This is a genomic window from Paraburkholderia sp. DD10 (assembly GCF_049177125.1).
In the GTDB taxonomy this organism is placed as follows: Bacteria; Pseudomonadota; Gammaproteobacteria; order Burkholderiales; family Burkholderiaceae; genus Paraburkholderia; species Paraburkholderia terricola.
On record NZ_CP185393.1, the window covers coordinates 3,218,654 to 3,241,927 of the forward strand.

The 23,274-nt window shown below is 66.3% G+C and carries 21 protein-coding genes; 5 read left to right on the plus strand and 16 right to left on the minus strand.

The genetic code is table 11. The annotated features are described in order from the left end of the window. The first annotated feature begins 12 nt into the window (after positions 1-12). From flgA to ACOCG7_RS30005, 5 genes are all read left to right on the plus strand, one after another. A complete protein-coding gene (gene flgA, locus ACOCG7_RS29985; RefSeq protein ID WP_073427771.1) occupies positions 13-1,644 on the plus strand; it encodes a flagellar basal body P-ring formation chaperone FlgA in 1,632 nt (543 codons plus the stop codon). 162 nt (positions 1,645-1,806) lie between these two features. Further along, positions 1,807-2,160 (plus strand): flagellar biosynthesis anti-sigma factor FlgM, encoded by a 354-nt coding sequence (gene flgM, locus ACOCG7_RS29990; protein ID WP_073427772.1) that lies wholly within the window; start codon positions 1,807-1,809, stop codon positions 2,158-2,160. A gap of 94 nt (positions 2,161-2,254) precedes the next feature. Continuing rightward, entirely contained in the window at positions 2,255-2,701 is a 447-nt protein-coding gene (locus ACOCG7_RS29995) for a flagella synthesis protein FlgN (RefSeq protein WP_073427773.1), read from the plus strand. Positions 2,702-3,016: 315 nt separating this feature from the next. Continuing rightward, on the plus strand, positions 3,017-3,199 hold the full coding sequence (locus ACOCG7_RS30000) for a type II toxin-antitoxin system HicA family toxin (protein ID WP_073427774.1): 183 nt from the start codon (positions 3,017-3,019) through the stop codon (positions 3,197-3,199). Then, positions 3,196-3,606, plus strand: coding sequence for a type II toxin-antitoxin system HicB family antitoxin (locus ACOCG7_RS30005; RefSeq protein WP_073427775.1), 411 nt, complete (start codon positions 3,196-3,198; stop codon positions 3,604-3,606). The genes ACOCG7_RS30000 and ACOCG7_RS30005 overlap by 4 nt, the downstream gene beginning before the upstream one ends. A 12-nt stretch (positions 3,607-3,618) precedes the next feature. Here the strand turns inward: ACOCG7_RS30005 and ACOCG7_RS30010 are convergent, their stop codons facing one another. The 16 genes from ACOCG7_RS30010 to ACOCG7_RS30085 all read right to left on the minus strand — a co-directional run bounded on the left by ACOCG7_RS30010 (position 3,619) and on the right by ACOCG7_RS30085 (position 23,245). Then, positions 3,619-4,353 (minus strand): RNA polymerase sigma factor FliA, encoded by a 735-nt coding sequence (locus ACOCG7_RS30010; RefSeq protein WP_073427919.1) that lies wholly within the window; start codon positions 4,351-4,353, stop codon positions 3,619-3,621. A gap of 28 nt (positions 4,354-4,381) precedes the next feature. Continuing rightward, a complete protein-coding gene (locus ACOCG7_RS30015; protein WP_073427776.1) occupies positions 4,382-5,251 on the minus strand; it encodes an AAA family ATPase in 870 nt (289 codons plus the stop codon). Further along, complete coding sequence (flhF, locus tag ACOCG7_RS30020) at positions 5,244-7,211, minus strand: flagellar biosynthesis protein FlhF (RefSeq protein ID WP_421378397.1); 1,968 nt, start codon at positions 7,209-7,211, stop codon at positions 5,244-5,246. The genes ACOCG7_RS30015 and flhF overlap by 8 nt, the downstream gene beginning before the upstream one ends. A 338-nt stretch (positions 7,212-7,549) precedes the next feature. Continuing rightward, positions 7,550-9,652, minus strand: a complete 2,103-nt coding sequence (gene flhA / locus ACOCG7_RS30025; RefSeq protein WP_073427778.1) for a flagellar biosynthesis protein FlhA — start codon at positions 9,650-9,652, stop codon at positions 7,550-7,552. After that, complete coding sequence (gene flhB, locus ACOCG7_RS30030) at positions 9,649-10,869, minus strand: flagellar biosynthesis protein FlhB (protein ID WP_073427779.1); 1,221 nt, start codon at positions 10,867-10,869, stop codon at positions 9,649-9,651. The genes flhA and flhB overlap by 4 nt, the downstream gene beginning before the upstream one ends. 469 nt (positions 10,870-11,338) lie before the next feature. Then, complete coding sequence (locus ACOCG7_RS30035; RefSeq protein WP_073427780.1) at positions 11,339-12,640, minus strand: DUF3443 domain-containing protein; 1,302 nt, start codon at positions 12,638-12,640, stop codon at positions 11,339-11,341. A gap of 14 nt (positions 12,641-12,654) precedes the next feature. Then, positions 12,655-13,188: a DUF2844 domain-containing protein gene (locus tag ACOCG7_RS30040; protein ID WP_073427781.1), complete on the minus strand. Its 534-nt coding sequence runs from the start codon at positions 13,186-13,188 to the stop codon at positions 12,655-12,657. Positions 13,189-13,476: 288 nt separating this feature from the next. Then, on the minus strand, positions 13,477-14,187 hold the full coding sequence (gene cheZ / locus ACOCG7_RS30045; RefSeq protein WP_073427782.1) for a protein phosphatase CheZ: 711 nt from the start codon (positions 14,185-14,187) through the stop codon (positions 13,477-13,479). A 1-nt stretch (position 14,188) separates the two neighbouring features. Continuing rightward, positions 14,189-14,584, minus strand: coding sequence for a chemotaxis response regulator CheY (gene cheY, locus ACOCG7_RS30050; RefSeq protein WP_073427783.1), 396 nt, complete (start codon positions 14,582-14,584; stop codon positions 14,189-14,191). Positions 14,585-14,872: 288 nt separating this feature from the next. Next, entirely contained in the window at positions 14,873-15,961 is a 1,089-nt protein-coding gene (locus ACOCG7_RS30055) for a protein-glutamate methylesterase/protein-glutamine glutaminase (RefSeq protein ID WP_073427920.1), read from the minus strand. Positions 15,962-15,966: 5 nt separating this feature from the next. Then, the gene (gene cheD, locus ACOCG7_RS30060) at positions 15,967-16,815 is read right to left on the minus strand and encodes a chemoreceptor glutamine deamidase CheD (protein WP_073427784.1); all 849 of its coding nucleotides are present in this window, start codon (positions 16,813-16,815) and stop codon (positions 15,967-15,969) included. Then, a complete protein-coding gene (locus tag ACOCG7_RS30065; protein WP_073427785.1) occupies positions 16,812-17,759 on the minus strand; it encodes a CheR family methyltransferase in 948 nt (315 codons plus the stop codon). Before ACOCG7_RS30065 ends, cheD begins: the two co-directional genes overlap by 4 nt. A gap of 204 nt (positions 17,760-17,963) precedes the next feature. Further along, a complete protein-coding gene (locus tag ACOCG7_RS30070; protein WP_073427786.1) occupies positions 17,964-19,880 on the minus strand; it encodes a methyl-accepting chemotaxis protein in 1,917 nt (638 codons plus the stop codon). A gap of 38 nt (positions 19,881-19,918) precedes the next feature. After that, entirely contained in the window at positions 19,919-20,449 is a 531-nt protein-coding gene (locus tag ACOCG7_RS30075; protein ID WP_028198487.1) for a chemotaxis protein CheW, read from the minus strand. 42 nt (positions 20,450-20,491) lie between these two features. Beyond that, entirely contained in the window at positions 20,492-22,780 is a 2,289-nt protein-coding gene (gene cheA / locus ACOCG7_RS30080; RefSeq protein ID WP_073427787.1) for a chemotaxis protein CheA, read from the minus strand. Positions 22,781-22,867: 87 nt separating this feature from the next. Next, complete coding sequence (locus ACOCG7_RS30085) at positions 22,868-23,245, minus strand: response regulator (protein WP_073427788.1); 378 nt, start codon at positions 23,243-23,245, stop codon at positions 22,868-22,870. Between the last annotated feature and the right edge of the window lie 29 nt (positions 23,246-23,274).

Here is a 23,274-nt window from a genome sequence, read left to right on the forward strand (position 1 = left end):
TGGAGAAACGCGATGCCCCAACCCACTTTCGATCCGACGCGCCGCGCGAGCCGTGCGGCGGCGCATCGCGTGGGCCGGGGCGCGGTTCGCCTCGGCGCGCGCCTCGCGACGCGGCTCATCGTGAGTTCGGCGCTATGCGTGCCGGCCGGCGCGCTATTGATGGCGCATGCCGCGCAGGCTGAGGAAGCCGGCGGCCCGATCGTGATTCCCGGCCCCGGAGAAAAGAATCCGGCCGCGCTCGCGGAACTCGCCGAACACATGCAGACGACGCCCGCGAAACGCGCGGGCACCGCCGCGACGCTCGCCGCGGCCACCGCGCAATCGCTCAAGGCAGGCCCGGCCGCGCGCGACGCCGATCAATTCACGCGCGCCGCCAACGCGAGTGGCTCGATCGTCATTCCGGGCGCGGGCGAAGCGCCGGCCGCGCCGCAGATGATCCGCACCGGTTTCAAGCCCGACGCGAATGGCGTCGTGACGATTCCCGCTGGGGGCGGCAATGCGGGCGCGGGAGAAGCGCCCGCTGCGCCGCAAATGGTCCGCACCAGTTTCAGGCCCGACGCGAATGGCGTCGTGACGATTCCCGCTGCGGTCGCCGATCCGGCGGCTGGCCTCGCCAAGCTCAACGTCGCGCCGGGTTCGCGCCAGCTCGTGCCGGTGGTCGTCACCCCGGCGCCGAAGGCAAACAGCGCACGGCAAGCCGCTGGCGTGCAGCCGGTGGCGGCCAATGCGCCGGGCAAGGCGTCGCTCGATGTACCGGCTGGCGCGTCCGCGCCCGCCGGCTTCGACACCTTGGCCTCGCGCGGCGAGCCGCCGCAGTTCGGCGCGAACGGCAAGCCGATCGTGACCAGGACGGCTGCCGTGCCGGCACCGGCGTCGATTCAAGCGCCGATGCCCGCCACGCTCGCGCGCACGCCGGCCAGGCGCCAGGCGACCGCGTCCGCCGCAGCGCAGAATCCGCGCGCCGCCCAGCCCATGCAAGCCGCACAAGCCGCACAGCCCATGCAAGCCGCGCCGCTGCCCGGCCAGCAGGACCCGGAGGCGATCCGCAACGCCGCGCTCGCGTTCTTGCAGCAGCAATCCGCCGGCTTGCCCGGCAAGGTCGAGATCACCGTCGCACCGGCGTTTCCGCGCGGCCTCGCCGCCTGCTCGATGATCGAGCCGTTCATGCCGAGCGGCGCGCGCCTGTGGGGCCGCATGACCGTCGGCGTGCGCTGCGCCGGCGAGAAGCCCTGGACCATCTACCTGCAGGCGCGCATCTCGCTGCGCGCCACCTACTATCTGGCCGCCCGCGCGATGGCGCCGGGCGAAGTGCTCAACGCCGCCGACCTCGTCGCGCGCGACGGCGACCTGACCGGCTTGCCGCAAGCGATCGTGACGGACCCGTCGCAGGCGGTCGGCTCGGTCACGCTCACGCGCGTCGCGGCCGGCATGCCGCTGCGCCGCGACATGCTGAAGAGCGCGTCGGCGGTGTCGATCGGACAGACGGTGCGGGTCGTCGCGGCCGGCGAGGGTTTCGCGATTTCGGCCGAAGGCAGCGCGATGAACAACGCGTCGCCGGGTCAGCAGGTGCGGGTGAAGACAGCCAACGGCCAGGTGATTTCCGGCGTCGTGAAAGACGGCGCGACCGTTGAGATTCAGCTATGAACCGGCGCCGCATCCGCTCGAACGCGGCGGGGTCCACGACAGGCGGCAGGTCCGCGCCGGGGCCGGATCCCCTTGAAAGACAAGGAAAAAGATCGAGCGATTGCGCTAAAGTTTTGATCTGCGATTGCCGTTATCAGGATCAAATCGTTCAGGAAGCCAATCGTGAAAGTCGATTCCACAACCAAGTCCAGTCTGCCGACGTTGAAAGACGCCCTCTCCCGTTCGCAAGCAAGCGACGCGACGGCCGCGAACAGCAGCGCGCAGAGTGCGGGCTCCGCCCCGCAGACCTCCACCAGCGGTTCCGGCGACGCCAGCGTCAGCCTGTCGGGTCTGTCGCAGCATCTGCGCAGCCTCGCGGCGACCGGTTCGGCCGACATCGACACGGCGCACGTCGAGTCGATCAAGCAGGCCATCAAGGACGGCTCGCTGCAGATCGATTCCGGCAAGATCGCCGACGGCGTGCTGAACACCGCGCGCGAACTGCTGCAAAACAAAACCTCGTCGACCGGCAACTAATCGACGCATCGAAGTACGGTGACGTGCCGGGCGGCATTCGACCAACCCGGCTCGCGGCATCCGCGCGAGCCCTCGTGTTCAGCGAGTTGTTGACATGAAAGACGCCCTGCTTGCCACCCTCACCGAAGAATATTCGGCCGTCGAGGCGTTCGCCTCGATTCTGACGCTCGAAACCAGGGCGCTGACGGCCTTGTCGCCGCTGGAATTGCTGCCGCCCATCGTGGAGAAGAAAACCGAGCTGATCGGCGTGCTCGCCAAGCTCGAAACCACGCGCGACGCGCTGCTCGCCGAGATGGGCTTTCCCGCCGGCTGGTCCGGCATGGAACTCGCGGCCAGCACCGACGCGCGGATCGCCGGCCAATGGTCGCTGCTGCAAAAGGCCGCCGATCGCGCGCGGCGCTTGAACGCGAGCAACGGCGAACTGATCCGCGTGCGCATGGACTACAACCAGCGCGCGCTCACGGCGCTCCAGGTGGCCATGCCGCAGAAGGCCGGTTTTTACGGACCGGACGGCCGGATTCCCGCACGCGCCGCCGTGTGACGCGATTCGCGGGACCCGCGCGCGGTTGCATTGCGCTTCGATACAACCGCATTGAATGAACACCAAAGGGCTCGTCTTTCGGCGAGCCCTTTTGCTTTTCCGCCGTGCCCGCCATGGGCGTCGCGCGTTTTCGCGCTGACGTTAGCCATCCGGCCAGGTGGCGCGAACGCATCTGCCGCCATCAAAATCACCACGTCCCCTACTGAGGTTCTCCGCCGTCACCCGGAGCGTTTTTACGCCACTTGAGACGAGCCACGCGGAGCGTTAACCACTAGCGAGGTTGTGTAATGGTGTGTATGATTCAGGGAGTGCGATATGAACAGTGCCGAGGTCGTCAAACTGCTTCACATGGATGGGTGGCGGCTGGTCCGCATATCGGGCAGTCACCATCATTTCCGGCACGCGGTAAAAGCCGGTCTCGTGACCATCCCGCATCCAAGGCGGGATCTTCCGCCCGGCACATTGAACAGCATCTTGAAACAGGCGGGTCTGAAATGAAAAACCTGATTTTCCCGATCGCGATCGAACCGGGCGACGCGCACCACGCGTTCGGCGTGGTGGTTCCCGACATTCCGGGTTGTCATTCAGCGGGCGATACGCTGGAAGAGGCCTACGCGAACGCGAAGGAAGCGATCGAGGCGCATCTGGACACGCTGCTCGACGAAGGCTTGCCGATCCCCGAACGGCTCGCGCTCGAAACGCATCGGCGTAATCCCGACTACGCGGGTTTCACGTGGGGTTTCGTGACCACCCGGAACATTCCCGCGTTGAAGAAGGCGGTGCGCATCAATATCTCGCTGCCCGAGGCGCTGGTCCACGACATCGACATCTATGCGCGGGCGCGCGGCATGTCGCGCTCCGCATTTCTCGCGCTGGCCGCCGAACATGAGATGGCTAACGCGTGAGAAAGCCGGCGCTCAAGACGCCTCGGCGTTCGCCCAGGCCATTTCCCGCAGGCGCGTGCGCAAGCGCGCCACAGCCTGGCTGTGCAACTGGCACACCCGCGATTCGCTAACTTCCATCACCGCGCCGATTTCGCGCAGGTTCATGCCGCGTTCGTAGTAGAGCGACATCAGCAGCTTCTCGCGTTCCGGCAGGCGGTCGATCGCTTCGACCAGCGCCGAGCGCAGGCTGTCATCCAGCAGCGCCGAGAGCGGATCCGAATGATCGACGCAATAGCGGTCGAGAAACGGCTCGTCGTCGGCGGAACGGTCGAAGTCTTCGTAATAGATCAACTGGCTGCCGTGCAAGTCCTGAAGCATCGACTGATATTCGTCGAGCGGCATTTGCAGGTGTTCGGCAATCTCGGTTTCGCTCGCCGAGCGGCCCAGATTCTGTTCGACCTTGTGCACCGCGGTTTCCACTTCGCGCGAAGTGCGCCGCAAGCTGCGCGGCAACCAGTCGTTGCTGCGCAATTCGTCGAGCATCGCGCCGCGAATCCGCTGGCTCGCGTAGGTCTCGAACTGCGCGCCCTGGTCTTCCTTGTAGCGGCTCGCCGCGTCCAGCAGACCAATCATGCCGGCTTGAATCAGATCGTCGAGATCGACGCTCGCCGGCATTTTGGCAACGAGCTGCAAGCCCAGGCGCCGCACCAGCGGTGCGTACTTCGTCAGTACCTCGGCTTGGGAAATCTTTCCCTGAGCGTTATACATCGTGCTCCCCTTGTCCATGTGCCGCCTCTCAGGCGTGCTGCGCAGACGGTTGGTCGGCGTGTTGCGCCGCTGTAACTGCCGCAGGCGCCCTCCAGGGCGTCTGCGACGACATCGCTGGCCGCATCGGCCAGTACTGCAATTCGGCGGCGAGGTGCCGGAAGTCGCGCGCAGCCGGTGTCGATGGGAATGCATCGACGACACAACGCGACAACGCCAGGGCTCGGGCCATCCGCGCATCGGCGGCAATGCAACCGGCGTCTTCCAGCGCCACCGTCAGGTAGCGTCCGGCCACGCCGGCCAGGTTTGCAAAAGCGGTGCGGGCGTCGTCCACGCTTTGCACGTGGTTCACCAGCACGCGAAACTGCGCGGTGGCGTGCGCGTAGTGCAGGCGCTTCATGCACGCGTAGGAATCGGTGATCGCCTGTGCGGCGACTCGCGTGACGATCATCACGTCGTGCGCCTGCATCGCGAGCGGGGACAACTGGCCATGCTCGTCGAGCTGCGCGTCGATCAACACAATGTCGGCGGAACCGTGCAACACCACGTCGAACCGCGCGCTCGCGTGGGCTTCGCGATTCAGACGCGAGGCGGCCAGCAGCGAGAAGCCGAGCGCGTGCCGCGCGGCGGCGTCGTCGAGCGTCATCTCGCCGCGCATCACGGCGGCCAGGTTGCCCGCGCCGCGCACGCCGCCGAGCATCGCGCTCACCGACCTCGCGCCAAGGCATTCGTCGATCACGAGCACGTCCTTGCCCTGCTGCGCGAGCGCCGCGGCGAGGTTCACCACCGTCGTCGTGCAGCCGACGCCGGCCGAGCCGCCCGCCACCGCGATCACGCGCGAGCCGCTGCGCGCCAGCAGGCGCCGCAGTCCTTCCGCCTGGTCCTGGATGAGCTTATCCAAAGCGGACCTCGTGCAGTTCGGCCGTCGAGCGTGCGGACAGCGCGGACAGCAGCGCCGGAATGTCGTCGTCGTGCGGCACGAACGGAGAGTGGTCGCGCGGAATGCAGAACGCGCTCTTGATCAGGAATTTCTTCGTGGCGACGTACAGGTTCTCCGGCACCTTCTGACCGGTCGACACGTAGTGCACCGGCAGCTTGTAGCGGATCACCGTGTCGAGCACGCCGCCGAGATTCGTGGCTTCGTCGAGCTTGGTCAGAATGCAGCCGGCGAGCGGCTGTTGATCCGGCGCGCGCTGATACGCCTGCACGACTTCGTTGAGCGTGTCGCCGTGGCTCGTCGCGTTGAGCAGCAGCAGGCGCTGCACCGGCTGACCGGCGCGGCACAGCATCGCGATCTGGTCGGACACGAGCCGGTCGCGCTGGCTCATGCCGATCGTGTCGATCAGTACGATGTGCTTGTTGCGCAGTTCGGAGAGCGCGAGTTGCAGGTCGGCGCCGTCTTTCACCGCGTGAACCGACACGCCGAGAATCTTGCCGAAGATGCGCAGTTGTTCGTGGCCGCCGATCCGGTAGCTGTCGGTGGTGAGGAGCGCGACCTTGCTGGCGCCGAAGCGCATCACGCAGCGCGCGGCGAGCTTGGCGGTGGTCGTCGTCTTGCCGACGCCGGTCGGACCCATCAGCGCGAACACGCCGCCGCGCTCCATCAGCGTGTCTTCGTCTTCCATCACCGGCAGATTCGAGGCGAGCACCGAGCGCACCCATTCCATGCCGCCGTCCATGTCCTCGACGTCTTGCGGCAGGTTGTCCACCATCATCTGCACGAGCTGCGCCGAGAAACCGGCGGCGAACAGATGCTTGGTGAGCGCGGCGCGCGCCGGGTTGCGGCGCTGGCGGTCGCCCCACAAGAGACCCGCGAAGTGTTCTTCCATCATGTCGCGCATCGACGAGAGTTCGCTCATCACGGTCTCGTTGACGACCTGCTCCATGCGCAGCTTGATCGCTTCGGCGACGGCGGCCGGGGCGCGGGCGTCGTCGCCCGAGGCCTGCGACGGCGCGATTTTCTGTGCGGCGCGGCGCGCGGCGACTTGCGCGGCTTCGCGAGCCCATTCGGGCGCGTCGGCGGCTTGCGGCGCGGCCGGCCGGGCAGCGGCCTTGACCGGTTCGACGGCGGCGCCCAAGCCTTTCGCCATCGCGGCGGCCGGCGTCATCGTCGCGGGGCGCGCGCTGTATGCGCCTTGTTCCTGCTGCTCGGCGGCGATGCGGCGAGCGTGGTCGATCAGCCAGGGATTCGATTCGGCCATCGTGCGCGGCGCTTGCGCTTCAGACGCCGACGCGGCGGCGGCCTTCAACATGTCGGCGCGGATGTCTTCGGTGAGACGCGTCGCCGCGGCGCGGGCGCTCGGCTGTTCGATGCTGATGGGTTGCGACTGCGGCGCGGCGGGCGACGCTTTGGGCGCGCCCGGCAGCGCCGCTTTCGGCAACGGAGCCGCAGCCGGTTTGGCGGCGGCAAGCGGCGCTTCGTCGGCCGGCGCGTTCGCGTTCAGCAAGCCGCTATCGGCCGCATTGCCGCCCAGGTTCTCGGCCCCGGCTTCCGGGCTTGCGCCGAACACCGACGAGAACACATCGGGCATGCCGCTCGCGTACGGATTCGGCTGCATCGGCTGTGCGGTCGGCATGGCGCGCGGTGCGACGGGGGCGCTTGCCGATGCCTGCTGTCCCGCCGCTGCATTCATCGACACAGCTTGCGGCGCGCCCGCGCCCGCGCCCGCGCTTGCGCTTGCGCTTACGCGCGGCGCTTTCGGCGTGATGGCGGCGAGGTCGCTGTCGGCCAGTGCGACGATCTCGACGCTGCCGTCGTCCATCCTGCGATTGGACAGGACGACCGCGTCCGCGCCCAAGGCTTCGCGCACCAGACGCAAAGCATCACGACTGTTGGCACCGACAAATTTACGAATGTTCAAGCTGGACCCCCGATGAGGTAAACGGACGAACGGACCGGCGATATACCGCTTCCCATTGAGATCATTATTGCGAAACCCGTCACCTCACGATCGATGGATAAAGACCGTTAAAGGCGGGCAATTCGGACGATGGACACGCGCCGCGCTTCACGCCCGCGGCGGTGTCGAACGGTTCGTTCAGCGCCGAAGTGAGCGGAGCTTTCGCGCATGGAGCTTGCACCGAGCAGGCCGCTCGCCGCATGAAAAGTCAGGCGCGGAAATGAAAACCGGCGCTCGATGAGCGCCGGCTGATTGCAACGGGGGTAATCGGGCCGCGGTCGACTATCGCTGCAACGGGCTCAACCCTGCGCGCCGATCAGATTCACCACCTTGATGTTGCGCGTATCGGGCACTTCCGCATACGACAACACCTTCAACTGCGGCAGGCTGCGGCGCAGGAAGCGCGCGAGCATCGGCCGCAACGCATGCTGCACCAGCAGCACGGGCGCGAGCCCGAGATTCTGCTGACGCGTCATCGCCTTCTGCGTTTCATTCATCAACGTATGCGCGAGGCCCGGCTCGAGACCCGGATTGGAACCGGTGGAGAGCGCCTGCGACAGCACGCGCTCCAGGTTCGAGTCGAGGCCCATCACCTGCATGTCGCCGGTGCCGGGAAACCACTGCTGCGTGATCGCGCGGCCGAGCGCGAGGCGCACGGCGGCGGTGAGATCGTGCGCGTCGGTGATCTTCGGCGTGTGCTCGGAGAGCGCCTCCAGAATCGTGCGCATGTCGCGGATCGGCACGCCTTCTTCCAGCAGGTTTTGCAGCACCTTTTGCAGCGTGGTGAGCGGCAGCGTCTTCGGCACCAGATCGTCGACCAGCGACGGCGTGTCCTTCTGCATGCGTTCGAGCAGCGCCTGCACTTCGCGGCGGCCGAGCAGTTCGGACGCGTGCGTCACGACGAGATGATTCAGGTGCGTCGCCACGACCGTGCTCGAATCGACCACCGTGTAGCCGTACACCTGCGCCTGCTCGCGCAGATTCGTATCGATCCAGATGGCCGGCAAGCCGAACGCCGGGTCCTGCGTGGGCGTGCCCGGCAGCGCGGCCGACACCTGGCCGGGATTGATCGCGAGCCACTGGCCCGGATACGCTTCGCCGACGCCCACTTCCACGCCCTTCAACGCAATCCGATAACCGTTCGGCCGCAATTCGAGGTTGTCGCGGATATGAATGACCGGCGGCAGGAAGCCGATTTCCTGCGCGAACTTCTTGCGGATGCTCTTGATCCGCTTGAGCAGTTCGCCGTCCGAGTTCTTGTCGACGAGCGGAATCAGCCGGTAGCCCACTTCGAGGCCGAGCGTGTCGATCATCGTCACGTCGTCCCAGCTTGCTTCGGTGTTTTCGACCGGCGCCATCGCGGCCGGCGCGACATCGACGAGCGCGGTGGTGTTCTTGCGTTCCTCGGCGCGCTTCTTCATCGTGCGGCCAAGCTGGATCAGGCCGCCGCCGAGAATCAGAAACGCGAAGTGCGGCATGCCCGGAATCAGGCCCATCAGCACGAGAATGCAGCCGGTGATCGCCAGCACGCGCGGATTCGTGAAAAGCTGGCCGGTCAACTGCGTGCCGATGTCTTCGTTGGTGGCCACGCGCGAGACGATCACGCCGGCCGCGGTCGAAATGACCAGCGACGGAATCTGTGCGACGAGGCCGTCGCCGATCGTGAGCAGCGTGTAGTTCTTGCCGGCGGACGCGAAGTCCATCCCATGCTGCACCATCCCGACGATCAGCCCGCCGAAGATGTTGATCACCATGATCAGCAAACCGGCGATCGCATCGCCGCGCACGAACTTGCTCGCGCCGTCCATCGAGCCGTAGAACTCGGCTTCCTGCGAGACTTCGGAGCGGCGCTTGCGGGCCTGTTCCTCGTTGATGAGGCCGGCGTTCAGATCGGCGTCGATCGCCATCTGCTTGCCGGGCATCGCGTCGAGCGTGAAGCGCGCGGACACTTCCGCGATCCGCCCCGCGCCCTTGGTGATCACCATGAAGTTGATCACCATCAAAATGATGAAGACGACGATACCGACCGCGAAGTTGCCGCCCACGAGGAAGTGGCCGAACGACTCGATCACCTGGCCCGCCGCGTCCGGGCCGGTGTGGCCCTCGAGCAGCACGACCCGCGTGGAGGCCACGTTCAGCGACAGGCGCAGGAGCGTGGAGAACAGCAGCACGCTCGGGAACGCGGCGAAGTCGAGCGGCTTCATCGTGTACATGCTGACGAGCAGCACCATCACGGAAAGCGCGATGTTGAAAGTGAACAGCAGATCGAGCAGAAACGGCGGCAACGGCAGGATCATCATGCCGAGGATCATGCAGATCAGCACCGGCCCGGCGAGGGCGCGCAAATTGGTGCCGCTCAAGGCATCGGGCCTTCGGGCGAGGAAACCGGCGCGAGCGTTCATGCGGAGGCTCCTGAAGCGTCGTCGTTATCTGGGTTGAGGGGATTGAGCGCGTCGGCGGCTTCCTGCGCGGCTTCTTCGGCCGGCACACCGCCCTTGTCGAGTTCGGCGGGCACGTCGAATTCGGTCGGCGCGACCGGCGCGACGCCGCCTTCGGTCTTGAAGCGCCGCAACTGATACACCCACGCGAGCACTTCGGCGACCGCGCCATACAGCGGGCCCGGAATCTCGCGGTTCAAATCGACGTTGTGATACAGCGCCCGCGCGAGCGGCGGCGCTTCCAGCAACGGCACGTTGTTCTCGGCGGCGATCTCGCGAATCCGCGCGGCCACCAGGTTCACGCCCTTGGCGACGACCTTCGGCGCGCGCATCTCGCCGTCGGTGTACTGCAGCGCGACCGCGAAGTGCGTCGGGTTCGTCACGACCACGTCGGCCTTGGGCACGTGGGTCATCATGCGGCGGCGGGCGATTGCGCGCTGCTGCTGGCGGATGCGGCCCTTCACGTGCGGGTCGCCTTCGCTTTCGCGATGTTCGCGCTTCACTTCTTCCTTCGTCATGCGCAGTTTCTTGTGGAACTGCCACAGTTGATACGGCACATCCAGCGCGGCCACGACGAACATGCCCGCCACCGTCATGCCGCAGCAGACGGCGATCAGATGCATGGCGTTGGACAGCGCGAGGTGCAACGGCTGGGTCGCCAGCGCGAGAATCTCCTCGCGGCGGTTCCAGATCGCGGTGCCGCCGATGATGCCCACCACCAGCGTCTTCGCGAGCGACATGCCGAGCTGGATCGGTCCGTTGATCGAAAATATCTTGCCGAGGCCGGCAATCGGATTGAGGCGGTCGAACTTGGGTTCGAGGCCTTTCGCTGACAGCTGCCAGCCGCCCAGCGCCATCGGCGCGAGCAAGGCGGCGGCGCCGGTGAAGCCGAGGATCGGCAGCAGCGCGTACAGCCCCTCGCGGCTCGCCGCGCCCGCGCCGATCAGCATGCGGCGGGTCTCGAACACCGCGCCGTGATCGAACGTGAAGGCCGCACGCAGCATGCCCTGCAGATGCTCGCCGATGCTGCCCGACATGCCCCACACGCCGAAGAACCCCGCCGCCAGCAGCGCGAACGTCGACAGTTCCCGCGAGCGCACGATCTGCCCTTCCTCGCGCGCCTTTTCGAGGCGCCGGGGCGTGGCTGATTCGGTTTTTTCGAGGTCGCTATCCTCTGCCACAAAAGCTCTCCAGTCGGGCGAGGCACGGCGCCTCTTTCCAGTGAGAGCGATTATTCACGCTGGGCGCAAGGGCCGATCGGCGGATAAGGGCGGAGAAAGGGGGGTATTTCGGCGGATGACGCCGTGGGGAAACGGCGGAGAAGCCGTGCGGACGCGGGGGTGAAGCGGCGAAGCGGCGGCGGTGAGCGACAAGCCAGCGGCGGTGAAGCGACAAGCCAGCGGCGGTGAGCGACAAGCCAACGGCGGTGAAGCGACGAAGCAGCGGCGGTGAAGCGACAAGCCAGCGGCGGTGAGCGACAAGGCAGCGGCGGTGAAGCGGCCAACTAGCGACGTTGCAGTGGCAAGGCAGCCTTGGTGAATCATGGCTAAGGCGGCACGCCAGCGATGGCGAAACAGCCGCGAAGCAAGCCCGGCGCCCGCGCGCTTTCGCGCGGGCGCCGGACCGTTTCTCACATTTCAGCGCAGTGCGTTAAAACGCCACGTAAGGCGCCTGGCCGCCGCTCGCCCTCTTATCGAAGCCGTGGTACACGTAGCGGCCGTAGAAAAACGGCAAACCGAGATCGAAGGCCGTGCTGCTGCCGAGCTGCCCGGCCAGGTCGTTGTACGCGAACTTGTTGCCGCTGCCGAACAGCGTGGACGCGCTCAGAATGCCGATGTTCGCGGTCGCTTGCACGTTGTTCGCTCCGACCAGCGTGATCGACCGGGTTTGCGCGGACGACGGGCAGTAGAAGCCCGAGAAATTGCTGCCGCACAGGGTGAGCGAGCTATCCGCGAAGAAGTAGCCGTTCGAGCCCGAATCGAGGAACGCCGTCACCGTCGCGCCATTAAAGACGCTCCTGGTGAGATCGCCGAAGGCATCCGTGGTGAACGTGTTGGCTGCGGCAAGCGCGTTGTTCGACTGCGTGCCGATGCCGAACACCAGCGTGCCGGTGGCCGACGCCGCGCCGGTATCGGGAATCGGCGGCATCTGCACGATCACGCCGTTGTTGTCGGTCGGGAAGTTGGCGACGGGATTGGCGACCTGTTGCGCGACGGGCACCGCGGCGCGCGTGCACGAAGTACCGCCCGGGCACGCGAAGTAATTGCTGCTATTGACGGCAGTCGCCGGGTTCGCACAAGTCGAGCCGCAATCCGTGAGCGCCGTGCCGATACCGAGAATGCCGTTCGCGCCAAGATCGCTGACTGTGTTTTCCGCCGAGCCGCCGGTGTTCGAGCAGGCCGCGGGCACGGTGCTCGCGTCCTTGTCGCCGATGATCTGCACCGGAATCGCCGTGCTCGTCGTCTCGCCGCCGATCTTGATGGTCGCGGTGCGCACCGTGCCCCAGGTGTAGCCGTCCGCGAACGTCGCGCACTCGGCGAGTTGCGAGCCGCTTATGGTGCTGGGCTGCAACGCGCTCTGCATCGTCGAGTTCAGCACCGAGTTGACCACGCGCAGACCGAACGAACCGGTGTCGACCTGGACGTTGTTGATGGTCTGACAGGTGTTCGTGCCGGGCGCGCAGAGCGTCACGCTCACCGTCGGAATATTGATGACCCCGGTCGCACCGGGGCCGACCGTGATCGCCACGGTATTCGCGGCGGTCGCGGCAATCGGCTGCTGGGTGGGGCTGGCCGGCAAGCCGCTCGTCGAGCCCGACGTGCCGGAACCGGAACTGGAGCTGGGACTGTCGTCGCCGCCACCGCCGCAAGCGGCGACCGCCGACAGCAACGCCACGGCCAGGGCGGCCTGCACCCACCCCTTGAGCTTCTCGGCAATACGCATGGTTCGCATCGTTCGTCCTCGCATTACTGGATGTCGGAACCGCTGACGCCCGCAGGCAAAGCGGGGGGCAGCCACGCCTGACCGGAGAACGAGCCCATGTGGCCGCCCGAATGCACGACGAGGCCGCTCTGGTCGACCCTGACGGGGCCGTGGCCGCCGCCGCGCGCCGCGCGCACGGACTTCACGCCGGCGACGTATTGCGGGAAATAGCTGCCGAGCAGATCGTTCAGATCCGGCATTTGCGGACCGCGCCAGGCAATACCGAACACCGAACCGTCGGCGGCAAGGTATTCGCGCACCAGGGTGCCGTTGCCGAACGTGGTTTCACGCACGGTGTAGGAGGCGGAAGCCGAGCTTGAAGAAGCGGCGCCGGATGCCGAGCGCATCACGCCCTGCGCGCCGCCGGCGGGCTGCACGGTGCGTGAAGAGACCGACGCATCCGCGGGTGGGGTGATCGGCGTGCCGCCAAGTCCCGCGTGAGCGGGCTGCACGGCTGCGAACGACCAGGGTAAGGCGAGTGCCGCAACGTACATGGCACGACGTACACAACTCAACATGTCGAGGCTCCTCCCGAGCTGCTGCCCGGTCCGCATCTCGCGCGAACCGGCCGCATTTATACCAATCATAGGCACCGTGACGGCCGCATTCTGGAGGGGTTCCTCACCATGCCGCCGGCCGGCGCCTGTTTCTCGGCAGCAAGCCAACGCCGCCGCCTGAAGCCCTAGTATGCCTGTGGTTTGTGTCGGCAGACAGCACGCAAATCCGGGCCCGCGGCTTGCTGCGCATACTCATTCATCCGGCGTGCCGACGCGCTCCGATGCACTCGAAGCACGTTAAAGGGCGCCTTAAAAGCCGAGGCTCGCCAGCAGATCGTCGACTTGCGACTGGTCCTGCACCACGTCCGCCTTGCCTTCGGGGTTGATCTGCGGTCCGTTCAGCAGGTGCTCGGGACTGCCGGTCGACGAGACCTCGGCCGCCAGTGCAGCCGCGTTCGCCGCGAACTGCTCGCGCCGTTCGAGCGCGATGTTCTCGACCAGCACGCCGAGCAATTGCTGCTCGATCAGATACACGACGTCCGTGATCTTCTTGATGACCTGCCCGGTCAGATCCTGGAAGTCCTGCGCCAGCATGATCTCCATGAGTTGCGAGTTGGTGGCGCTGGTGGCTTCGGGCACGCCGCGCAAGAAGCTGCGCGTGTCGTTCATCAGCGCGCGCACTTCCTCGCGCTCGATCGGCGCCGCGTACCACTGCTCCCAGCGCGCGTCGAGTTCGCCCGCGTCTTTCTGCAACTGCTCCTGGATCGGCTTCGCGACATCGATCGAGGACAGCACGCGCTCGGCGGCCTGCTCGGTCATGTTCGCGATGTACTTCAAACGGTCGCGGGCATCGGGTACGGCTTCCGCCGCGCGCTCGACATGTTTGTCGAGCCCGAGTTCGCGCATCGAGTCGCGCAGCGTGCGCGTGAGTTGTCCAATGCGGGCGAGGATGCGGTCGGACGCGAAGTCGCCGCTCTCGTTGACCGCTTCGGCGCCATGCGCATGGGTCGGCTGGTCCACATCAGCTCCCGGCTTTCGCCATCTTCTCGAGAATCTTGTTGAGCTTCTCGTCGAGCGTCGCGGCCGTGAACGGCTTGACGACATAACCGCTCGCGCCGGCCTGCGCCGCCGCGATGATGTTTTCCTTCTTCGACTCGGCCGTCACCATCAGCACCGGCAGGTGCGTGAGGTTCGCGTCGGCGCGGATTTCCTTGAGCATGGCGAGACCGTCGAGGTTCGGCATGTTCCAGTCGGAGATCACGAAGTCATAGGTGCCGCCGCGCAGACGCGCGAGGCCGGCCTGACCGTCTTCCGCTTCGTCGACGTTGCCGTAGCCGAGCTCCTTGAGCAGGTTGCGAACGATCCGGCGCATCGTCGGAAAGTCGTCAACCACCAGAATCTTCATTCCCTTATCCATTTCATTCCCTTTGCTTGATCCAAGGTACGGCGCACGTCCGCCCGTCCAACCGTCCAACCCGATCTGTGTCGACCGGAGTTGGCGCTTTAGCGCCTTACTCCGGTCCCATGCCCTGTGCATCGACCAGAGTTGGCGCTTTAGCGCTTACTCTGGTCCCATGCCTTGTGCATCGACCGGAGTTTGCGCTTTAGCGCTTACTCCGGTCCCATGCCTTGTGCATCGACCAGAGTTGGCGCTTTAGCGCCTTACTCTGGTCCCATGTCCTCCGCTCGCCCGTCAGGCCGCGCATCACACGCGCTGAACGCGATCGCCCATCAACGACAGACGCGCCATCACCCGTCGGCTCATCTCCGGCAGCGATGCGATCTCGTCGGCCGCGCCGAGCGCAATGGCTTCGCGCGGCATGCCGAACACGATACAGCTCGCTTCGTCCTGCGCAAGGGTGTAAGCCCCTGCTTTCCTCATGTCCAGCAATCCCGCCGCGCCGTCGCGCCCCATGCCCGTTAGGATCACGCCGACCGCGTTCTTGCCCGCATGCTGCGCGGCGGAGCGGAACAGCACGTCCACCGACGGGCGATGGCGGTTCACCGGCGGCTCGTCCGAGAGATGCGCGATGTAGTTCGCGCCGCTGCGGGCCAGCAACAGGTGAGCGTGGCCGGGCGCGATGTAGGCATGTCCCGGCAGCACGCGTTCGCCATGCTCTGCCTCTTTAACGGTAATCCGGCACAAACCATTGAGGCGTTGCGCAAAAGATTTTGTGAAACCCGGCGGCATGTGCTGCGCGATCAGCACCGCGGGCGCATCCGGCGGCAGCGGCACCAGCACTTCGCGGATCGCTTCAGTGCCGCCCGTCGACGCGCCGACGATGATCAGCTTCTCGGTACTGAGCAGCGGATTGTTGAAGAGCGGCGCGGCGCCGACCGGCGCATGCGCGGCGTGGGCGGCCGCATGCTGCGCCGGCGCGGCCTGGCGCACGCGCGCGCGGGCCGCGGCGCGAATCTTGTCGGCGAGCTTTTCCGAATAGTCGAGCATGCCGTCGCGAATGCCGACCTTCGGCTTGGTGACGAAGTCGACCGCGCCCAGTTCGAGCGCGCGCAGCGTGATTTCGTTGCCGCGCTCGGTGAGCGACGACACCATCACGACCGGCATCGGCCGCAGGCGCATCAGCTTCTCGAGAAAATCGAGGCCGTCCATGCGCGGCATTTCGACGTCGAGCGTCAATACGTCGGGGTTGTGCTGCTTGATGAGCTCACGCGCGACCAGCGGGTCGGGTGCGGTCGCCACCACCGTCATGTCCGGCTGGCCGTTGATGATTTCCGTCATCAGGCTGCGGATCAGCGCCGAATCGTCGACGCACAGTACCTTGATTTTTTGCACAGCGCTCACGCCTCCTCTATCGTTCTGGCGTTGTTTGAATTAATCACGCGCGAATTCATGCCGCTCGCGGCGTTCGCGCCGAACAGTTCCACGCGCGGCTTCACCGCCGCGCCAGGACCGCCTGCCGCTGTGCCCGCCGCGCCGCCGGAAGCGGAGCCGAACAGCTCGACCTTCGGCCGCGCCGCGGCGGGTGATGAAAACAGTTCGACCTTGGGCTTCGCGGCGGCCGGGGCCGAAAACAGTTCGACCCGCTTGCGCGCGGCCGCGAGCCGTTCGGCGCGCGCCTCGGCGCTTTGCCGCACGAGCGCCTGTTCGCGCTCGGCCACGCCCGCTTCCTGCTGCACGCGCAATTTTTTCACCATCACCTGGCCGGTGCGCGGCATGAAGGCGACCTTGCGCGGGTGCGAGCCCTGCAAGTCCTCGGCGACGATGCGGATTTTTTCCAGCGCCAGGTAGCGGCGCACGAATTCCGAGTTGCGGTCGCCGATGTTCATCGTCGTCATGCCGGCGAGCACCGCGCCGCCGCCGAACACCTTGGCCTCGAAGCGCTCGCGCCGGCCGCCGGCCTTGATGAGTTCGTTGATCAGCACTTCCATCGCGTACGCCCCGTAGCGCATCGAATCCGACGCGGCCTGGCCGACGTCCGCGCCGTCGTCAGGCAGCATGAAGTGGTTCATGCCGCCGATGCCCGCGGTGCGGTCCTGGATGCAGGCCGCGACGCACGAACCCAGCACGGTGACGAGCACCATGTCTTCGTGGGTCGTGTAGAACTCGTTCGGCAGCAGCTTCACGCCGGGGCGTTGAAAGTGATTGTCGAAATACAGATTGGTGGCGATCGGCAAGCGGCTGCTCATGCTGTCACCCCGCTCGTCGAGGCATGGCTCGTGGTTCGCGCCGGGGCGGCGCGCGCGCCGCCCGCCGTGTCGCGCGTCAGTTCATAGACGGTCTGGCCGCGCAGCTTGAACGCCTGCGTGACGTACGTGAAATTTTCCGAGTGGCCCGCAAACAGCAGGCCGCCCGATTTCATCAGCGGCTCGAAGCGCCCGAGCACCTGCGCTTGCGTCGGCTTGTCGAAATAGATCATCACGTTGCGGCAGAAGATCGCGTCGAACTGCGAGCGCAACTGGTAATCGCGGTCGGTCAGGTTCAATTGCTCGAAGCGCACCAGCGAGCGCACTTCAGGGCGCACCTTGACCATGCCCGCATGCGCGCCGGTGCCCTTCAGAAAGAAGCGCTTGAGCCGCTCGGGCGACAGGTGCTTGACCTGGTCGAACTGGTACATGCCGGCTTCGGCTTTCGCCAGCACTTGCGTGTCGATGTCGGTGGCGAGCACGCTGGCGTGACGCGCGCCGCTCTCGCCGAGCGCTTCGATCAGCGTCATCGCGATCGAGTACGGCTCTTCGCCGGTCGAGGCCGCCGAGCACCACACCGAGACGGGCTGCGCGCGGCGCGGCACGAATTCGGCAAGGATCGGGAAGTGATGCGCCTCGCGGAAAAACGCGGTCAGGTTGGTGGTGAGCGCATTGGTGAACGCCTCCCACTCGGCCGGATCGTTTTCCGCCTCGAGCAGATCGAGATACTGCTTGAAGGTGTCGAGGCCGCGTGCGCGCAACCGGCGCGCAAGGCGGCTGTAGGCCATGTCGCGCTTGTGGTCCGATAGCGAGATGCCCGCGCTGCGGTGAATCAGGTCGCGAATGCGAGCGAAATCCGCGGACGTGAATTCGAAATCCCGTCCCTGCTCGCCGGATCTAGCCGGTTCCGCCCGCTCGGGGCGTTGCTGTGCGCGCGTTGCCATCATGTGAGTTCCTGCCTGCGATACGAGCCATCCCGCTTGCCGCCAAGGCCGTTGCCTCGCGGAGAAGGGATTGGGTTCGCGGGGTCGCGCACTCCCGCGAGTTTTACCAACATGCAGTCGGCCCGCGACACGCCGGTAAGGCGTGCTTCGATGATTCGCCCCTCAGGGAGCGAGATGCCGAATGACTGCATGTTTTTCCGCCATGTCCTAGAAAGTTTCCCAGTCGCCGTCCGAGCCCGCCGTGGCCGCGCTCGCGGCCGGACGTGCCGGGGATTCGCTCGCCGCGCGGGTCGTCTTCGGCTTCAAGGCCGGTTCGACGCGCGCGGTGGATGCGTCATGGTTGGCCGATGCCGGTGCTGCTTGCGTTGCGGTGTTTGCGGTGTTTGCGGTTGCTTGAGGTGCCGAATGCGCCGCGCCATGTGCGCTCGCTCGCGGTGCCGCTTTCGCGGCCCGGGCGCCGCCGGCGCTACGTGCGCTGCCGTGCTTGCCGCCGCTCGTGCGCGCCGTTGCCGGCGCCGCTGTTGCCGCCACTGCGCCGCGCGCCGCGAGCGCGCCGCCGTGCGTCGGGCCGCCGGCCACCTTCCAGCCGCTCACCACCGTTTGCAACTGGCGCGTCTGGTCTTCGAGCGAGGCGGCGGCTGCCGCTGCCTCTTCGACCAGCGCCGCGTTCTGCTGCGTGACTTCGTCCATCTGCACGACCGCGCGATTCACCTGCTCGATGCCGCCCGATTGCTCCTCGGACGCCGCGCTGATCTCGCCCATGATGTCGGTCACGCGGCGCACCGCCTGGACGATCTCGTCCATCGTCGTGCCTGCCCGGCCCACCAGGGTCGAGCCGCTTTGCACCTTGTCGACGGAGTCGCCGATCAGTTCCTTGATTTCCTTCGCGGCGCTCGCGCTGCGCTGCGCGAGGCTGCGCACTTCGCCGGCCACCACGGCGAAGCCGCGGCCCTGTTCGCCGGCGCGCGCGGCTTCGACCGCCGCGTTCAGCGCGAGAATATTGGTTTGAAACGCAATGCCTTCGATCACGCCGATGATGTCGACGACCTTGCCCGAGCTGGCCGCGATGTCCTGCATCGTCGTGACGACCTGGCTCACCACGTCGCCGCCGCGCGTCGCGATGTCCGACGCGTTGACGGCCAACTGGCTCGCCTGACGCGCGTTCTCGGCGTTCTGGCGCACGGTGCCGGTGAGCTGCTCCATGCTCGACGCGGTTTCCTGCAGCGAGGCGGCCTGCTGTTCGGTGCGTTGCGACAGATCGGTGTTGCCCATCGCGATTTCGCGCGCGCCGGTGTCGATCGACTCGGTGCTGCTGCGAACCGCCTTCACCATCGTCGCCATGCTTTCCTGCATCCGCTTGATGCCGCTGAACAGCCGGCCGATTTCGTTACTGCTCGACACCGCGATCGTCTCGGACAGGTCGCCCGACGCGATGCGCTCGAAGCAGGCGGTAGCGTCCGCGAGCGGCTGCACGATCAGGCCGCGCAGCGCGAAGCGCAAGCCGACCACCAGCAGCAAGGCAAGCGCGCCGAAGCCGGCGATCAGCGTCGTCATCAGGGAGATGTTGGACTGCGCGGCTGCCTGCTGGTCGACCGCCTGCTGCTGCAGGCTCTTGACCACCGCCGACGCCACGTTGTCGTAGGCGACGAACATCGGGCTGATCTTCTTGTCGGCGATCGCGTGGTACGCGGCCAGATCGCCCGCGCGCAACGCGGCGAATTCGGGCTCCAGGCCGTCGCGCACGACCGTCGTGCGGCGGGCCACCAGTTCGTCGAGCTGGGCCTGATCGATGCCGCTCTTCGGCGCGTCGAGATAGGTCTGCCAGCTCTTGCTGCTGAAGCCGTGCAGCTCCACCGCGCGGTCCAGCACCTTCTTCGCCGTTTCAGTGTCGCCGGCGGCGCTCAGCGCGGTGAAACGATCGAGCGACAGGCGCGAGCGCAGCAGATAGGCCGACGCATCGTCGAGCGCGTGAATCGCCACCAGATCGCCGCGCGCGATCCGGTCGAGCGACTGGCGGGCGCTGCTCAGCGCCGTCAGCCCAAGGACGCCGACCACCACGGTGAGCGCGACGAGAATGATCCCCACCAGCGTGAGGGAGGTCCGAATCGACCACCTGCTTAGCATTTCAATGCTCCTTCACAAACTCTTGAATGCCGCAGCCGTCAGGCGCCGAGCGTTTCGATCAGCGCCATTTCGCGGCTGGTCATCAACTTCTCGATGTCCATCAGGATCAGCATGCGGCCGTCGACGGTGCCGAGCCCCGTGAGGTACTCGGTCGTCAGCGTGGCGCCGAATTCCGGCGCCGGCATGATCTGGTCGGTGGCGAGCGTGAGCACGTCCGACACGCCGTCCACCACCATCCCGACCACGCGATGCGCGACGTTCAGGATGATCACCACGGTCTGGTGGTCGTACTCGACGCGCCCCAGATGGAACTTGATACGCATGTCGACGATCGGCACGATGATGCCGCGCAGATTGATCACGCCCTTGATGAACTCAGGCGCGTTCGCGATACGCGTCACGTTGTCGTAGCCGCGGATTTCCTGCACCTTGAGAATATCGATGCCGTACTCTTCGGCGCCGAGCGTGAAGACGAGGAATTCCTGACCGCCGGCGTCAGCCTGCTGCGCGTCGCGGCGACCATTCGTCGCGTTCGCGACGCTCGAATTGATGGATTGGACTTCTGCCACGTTAGCCCCCAAACGGTTGGGATGAAATGAATTGAGTGAATGTCATGCGAGGCTCATCGCGCCATGCGCGTTGCGCGTCTCGCGGTTCAGCGCCGCCACGTCCACGATCAGCGCGACACTGCCGTCGCCGAGAATGGTCGCGGCGGAAATGCCGTGCACCTTGCGGTAATTGGTTTCGAGATTCTTCACGACCACCTGCTGCTGGCCCACCAGCTCGTCGATCAGCATCGCGAAGCGGCGCCCCTCGGTTTGCATGATGGTGACGATGCCCTGCGTCGGTTCCTGCTTCGCGTCCTCGACGTTGAACACTTCGTGCAACGCGACGAGCGGCAGGTATTCGCCGCGCACCCGCACCACGCGCTCGCCGTTGGCCACCGTGTAGATGTCCTCGGCGCGCGGCTGCAGCGACTCCATCACGAAGTTCAGCGGCAGAATGAAGATCTCGTTGCCGACCTTCACCGACATGCCGTCGAGAATCGCCAGCGTGAGCGGCAGGACGATGCGTGTGGTGCTGCCCTTGCCGGCGTGCGACGTGATTTCCACGTGACCACCCATCGACTGGATGTTCCGTTTCACCACGTCCATGCCGACGCCGCGGCCGGAGACGTCCGTCACCTGTTCCGCCGTCGAGAAGCCCGGCAGGAAAATCAGGTTCCACACTTCCTCGTCAGTCATGCTTTCGCTGACCTGCATGCCCTGCTTGGCCGCTTTCGCGAGAATCTTGTCGCGGCGCAGGCCCGCGCCGTCGTCGCTCACCTCGATCACGATGTTGCCGCCGTGGTGCGCCGCCGACAGCACCAACTGGCCGGTCGAATCCTTGCCCGCCGCGCGCCGCGCTTCCACGGTTTCGATGCCGTGATCGAGACTGTTGCGCACGAGGTGCGTCAACGGATCGATGATCCGTTCGATCAGGCTCTTGTCGAGTTCGGTCGCCTGACCGAAGGTGACGAGCTCCACCTGCTTGCCGAGCTTCGCCGCGAGATCGCGCACCAGACGCGGGAAGCGGCTGAACACGTAATCCATCGGCATCATGCGGATCGACATGACCGCTTCCTGCAGATCGCGCGCGTTGCGCTCGAGCTGCGCCATGCCGTTGAAGAGGCGATCGTGCAAGGCCGGGTCGAACGTGCTGGTGGTTTCCGCGAGCATCGCCTGCGTGATCACGAGTTCGCCGACCAGGTTGATCAACTGATCGACCTTTTCGACGCCGACGCGAATCGAGCTGCCCTCCGCGCCGCCTGCCGCCGCGGCCGGACGCGCCGCCTTGCGGTCGTTCTCGGCCGGCGCGGCGGCGCTGGCCGCCGGCGCCTGGCCGGCGGCGGGTGCGCTGCTCGCCGCCGCGGGTTGAGCGGCGGTGGCGGCCGCGGCCGCTGTGCCTTGCGCGGACGGTTGGGCGTGCGCGGCGCTCGTCGCCGGCGCGGCTTGCGTTACCTCGACTGCTTGTGCCGCCTGTGCTGCTTGCGCCGGGGCCGAATCGGCAGCGTCGGGCGTTCCAGGTTCGCCTTGCTGCGTCTCGCCCGCCGGTGCGGTGCCACGGCCGATCGAGATCTGACTTTCGTCGATCACGAAACAGCACACGGCGATGATGTCGTCGGAGGGCACGTCGCTCGAGAGCCACAGCGTCAGATCGCCGCCGCTCTTGACCTGCCCCACGATGTTGCCCAGGTTGCCGAGCTCCTCAGCCAGCAGTGCCTGATCCTTCTCTCCCACGCCCCGTAGCGTAATTTTCAGATGTGGGCCGGCGTTGTCGTTTGCATCGCCTGTGCCCGCGGCTTGCCCAGTCTGTGCCGGTTCGCCGTCAGTCCATTCACCCGCCGCCTGCACCGCCTGTTCGACGACATGCTCCGGCGGGGTGCCGCCTTGTACCGCCTGCGTTTCCAGCGGCGCCGCCACGGCGACAGCCGCTGCCGGCGCCGCTTCGGCCGGTGCGCCGCCGAAGCGGCTTTCGGCGTGCAACTGTTCGAGCTTCGCGCAGATCGCCTTCGCGACCGCGGTATCCGGCTCGGCGCTCGCGCGGTAATCGGCGAGCTGGCCCGACAACACGTCCTTGGTTTCGAGGAACGTGTCGATCATGTCCTTGCGCAGCACGAGTTCGTTATTGCGCGCGCGGTCGAGCAGCGATTCGAGAATGTGGGTCGTTTCCGTCAGCGCGGTGAAACCGAACGTCGCCGCGCCGCCCTTGATCGAATGCGCCGCGCGGAAAATCGCCGCGAGGTCTTCGGGATCGGGGTGCGCGATGTCCAGATTGAGCAGCAACTGCTCCATCTGCGCGAGCAGTTCGTCCGCTTCGTCGAAGAACGTCTGATAGAACTGAGTGATGTCGAGTGTCATGCCTGTGTCACCGCGAGAGTTCCTGTCTAGGCTTGGGCTGCCGTGCCGCCGCGTCGAAAGCTTCTATAACCTGTGTATGAATGGGGCTTAGGCGGGGTCCGGTTCGGCGAGCGCCGCCACCAGTTCCGTCAGCATGTCGGGGTCGAGCGGCTTTTCGATCCAGCCGGTCGCTCCCGCAGCCCGCGCCGCCGCCTTGAAGGAGTCGCCCGATTCCGTCGTGAGGACGAGGATGGGGGTCGCCTGGTAAGCCGGGTTGCCGCGCAGTTCGGCGATCAGATCGAGGCCGGTCTTGCCCGGCATGTGCTGGTCGGTCAGCACGAGGTCGAACGGGATGGCGAGGGCGTTTTCGAGCCCTTCGTTGCCGTCCGCCGCGAGCGTCACTTCGTAGCCGGCCGTCGTCAGCGTCGCGGCAAGGATCTGCCGCATCGATGCTGAATCGTCGATTGCCAGGATGTGCCTGATCATGAAAAACCTCGCTGCGCTTACGCTATGGA

Excerpts from the sequence above, each read along its gene's own strand:
- ACOCG7_RS30010 (WP_073427919.1), bottom strand. The coding sequence starts at position 4,353 with ATGTATAACGCTCAGGGAAAGATTTCCCAAGCCGAGGTACTGACGAAG.
- ACOCG7_RS30000 (WP_073427774.1), top strand. The coding sequence starts at position 3,017 with ATGAACAGTGCCGAGGTCGTCAAACTGCTTCACATGGATGGGTGGCGG.
- flgA (WP_073427771.1), top strand. The coding sequence starts at position 13 with ATGCCCCAACCCACTTTCGATCCGACGCGCCGCGCGAGCCGTGCGGCG.
- ACOCG7_RS30085 (WP_073427788.1), bottom strand. The coding sequence starts at position 23,245 with ATGATCAGGCACATCCTGGCAATCGACGATTCAGCATCGATGCGGCAG.
- ACOCG7_RS30005 (WP_073427775.1), top strand. The coding sequence starts at position 3,196 with ATGAAAAACCTGATTTTCCCGATCGCGATCGAACCGGGCGACGCGCAC.
- cheY (WP_073427783.1), bottom strand. The coding sequence starts at position 14,584 with ATGGATAAGGGAATGAAGATTCTGGTGGTTGACGACTTTCCGACGATG.
- ACOCG7_RS29995 (WP_073427773.1), top strand. The coding sequence starts at position 2,255 with ATGAAAGACGCCCTGCTTGCCACCCTCACCGAAGAATATTCGGCCGTC.
- flhA (WP_073427778.1), bottom strand. The coding sequence starts at position 9,652 with ATGAACGCTCGCGCCGGTTTCCTCGCCCGAAGGCCCGATGCCTTGAGC.
- ACOCG7_RS30065 (WP_073427785.1), bottom strand. The coding sequence starts at position 17,759 with ATGATGGCAACGCGCGCACAGCAACGCCCCGAGCGGGCGGAACCGGCT.
- ACOCG7_RS30040 (WP_073427781.1), bottom strand. The coding sequence starts at position 13,188 with ATGTTGAGTTGTGTACGTCGTGCCATGTACGTTGCGGCACTCGCCTTA.
- cheD (WP_073427784.1), bottom strand. The coding sequence starts at position 16,815 with ATGAGCAGCCGCTTGCCGATCGCCACCAATCTGTATTTCGACAATCAC.
- cheA (WP_073427787.1), bottom strand. The coding sequence starts at position 22,780 with ATGACACTCGACATCACTCAGTTCTATCAGACGTTCTTCGACGAAGCG.
- ACOCG7_RS30035 (WP_073427780.1), bottom strand. The coding sequence starts at position 12,640 with ATGCGAACCATGCGTATTGCCGAGAAGCTCAAGGGGTGGGTGCAGGCC.
- ACOCG7_RS30070 (WP_073427786.1), bottom strand. The coding sequence starts at position 19,880 with ATGCTAAGCAGGTGGTCGATTCGGACCTCCCTCACGCTGGTGGGGATC.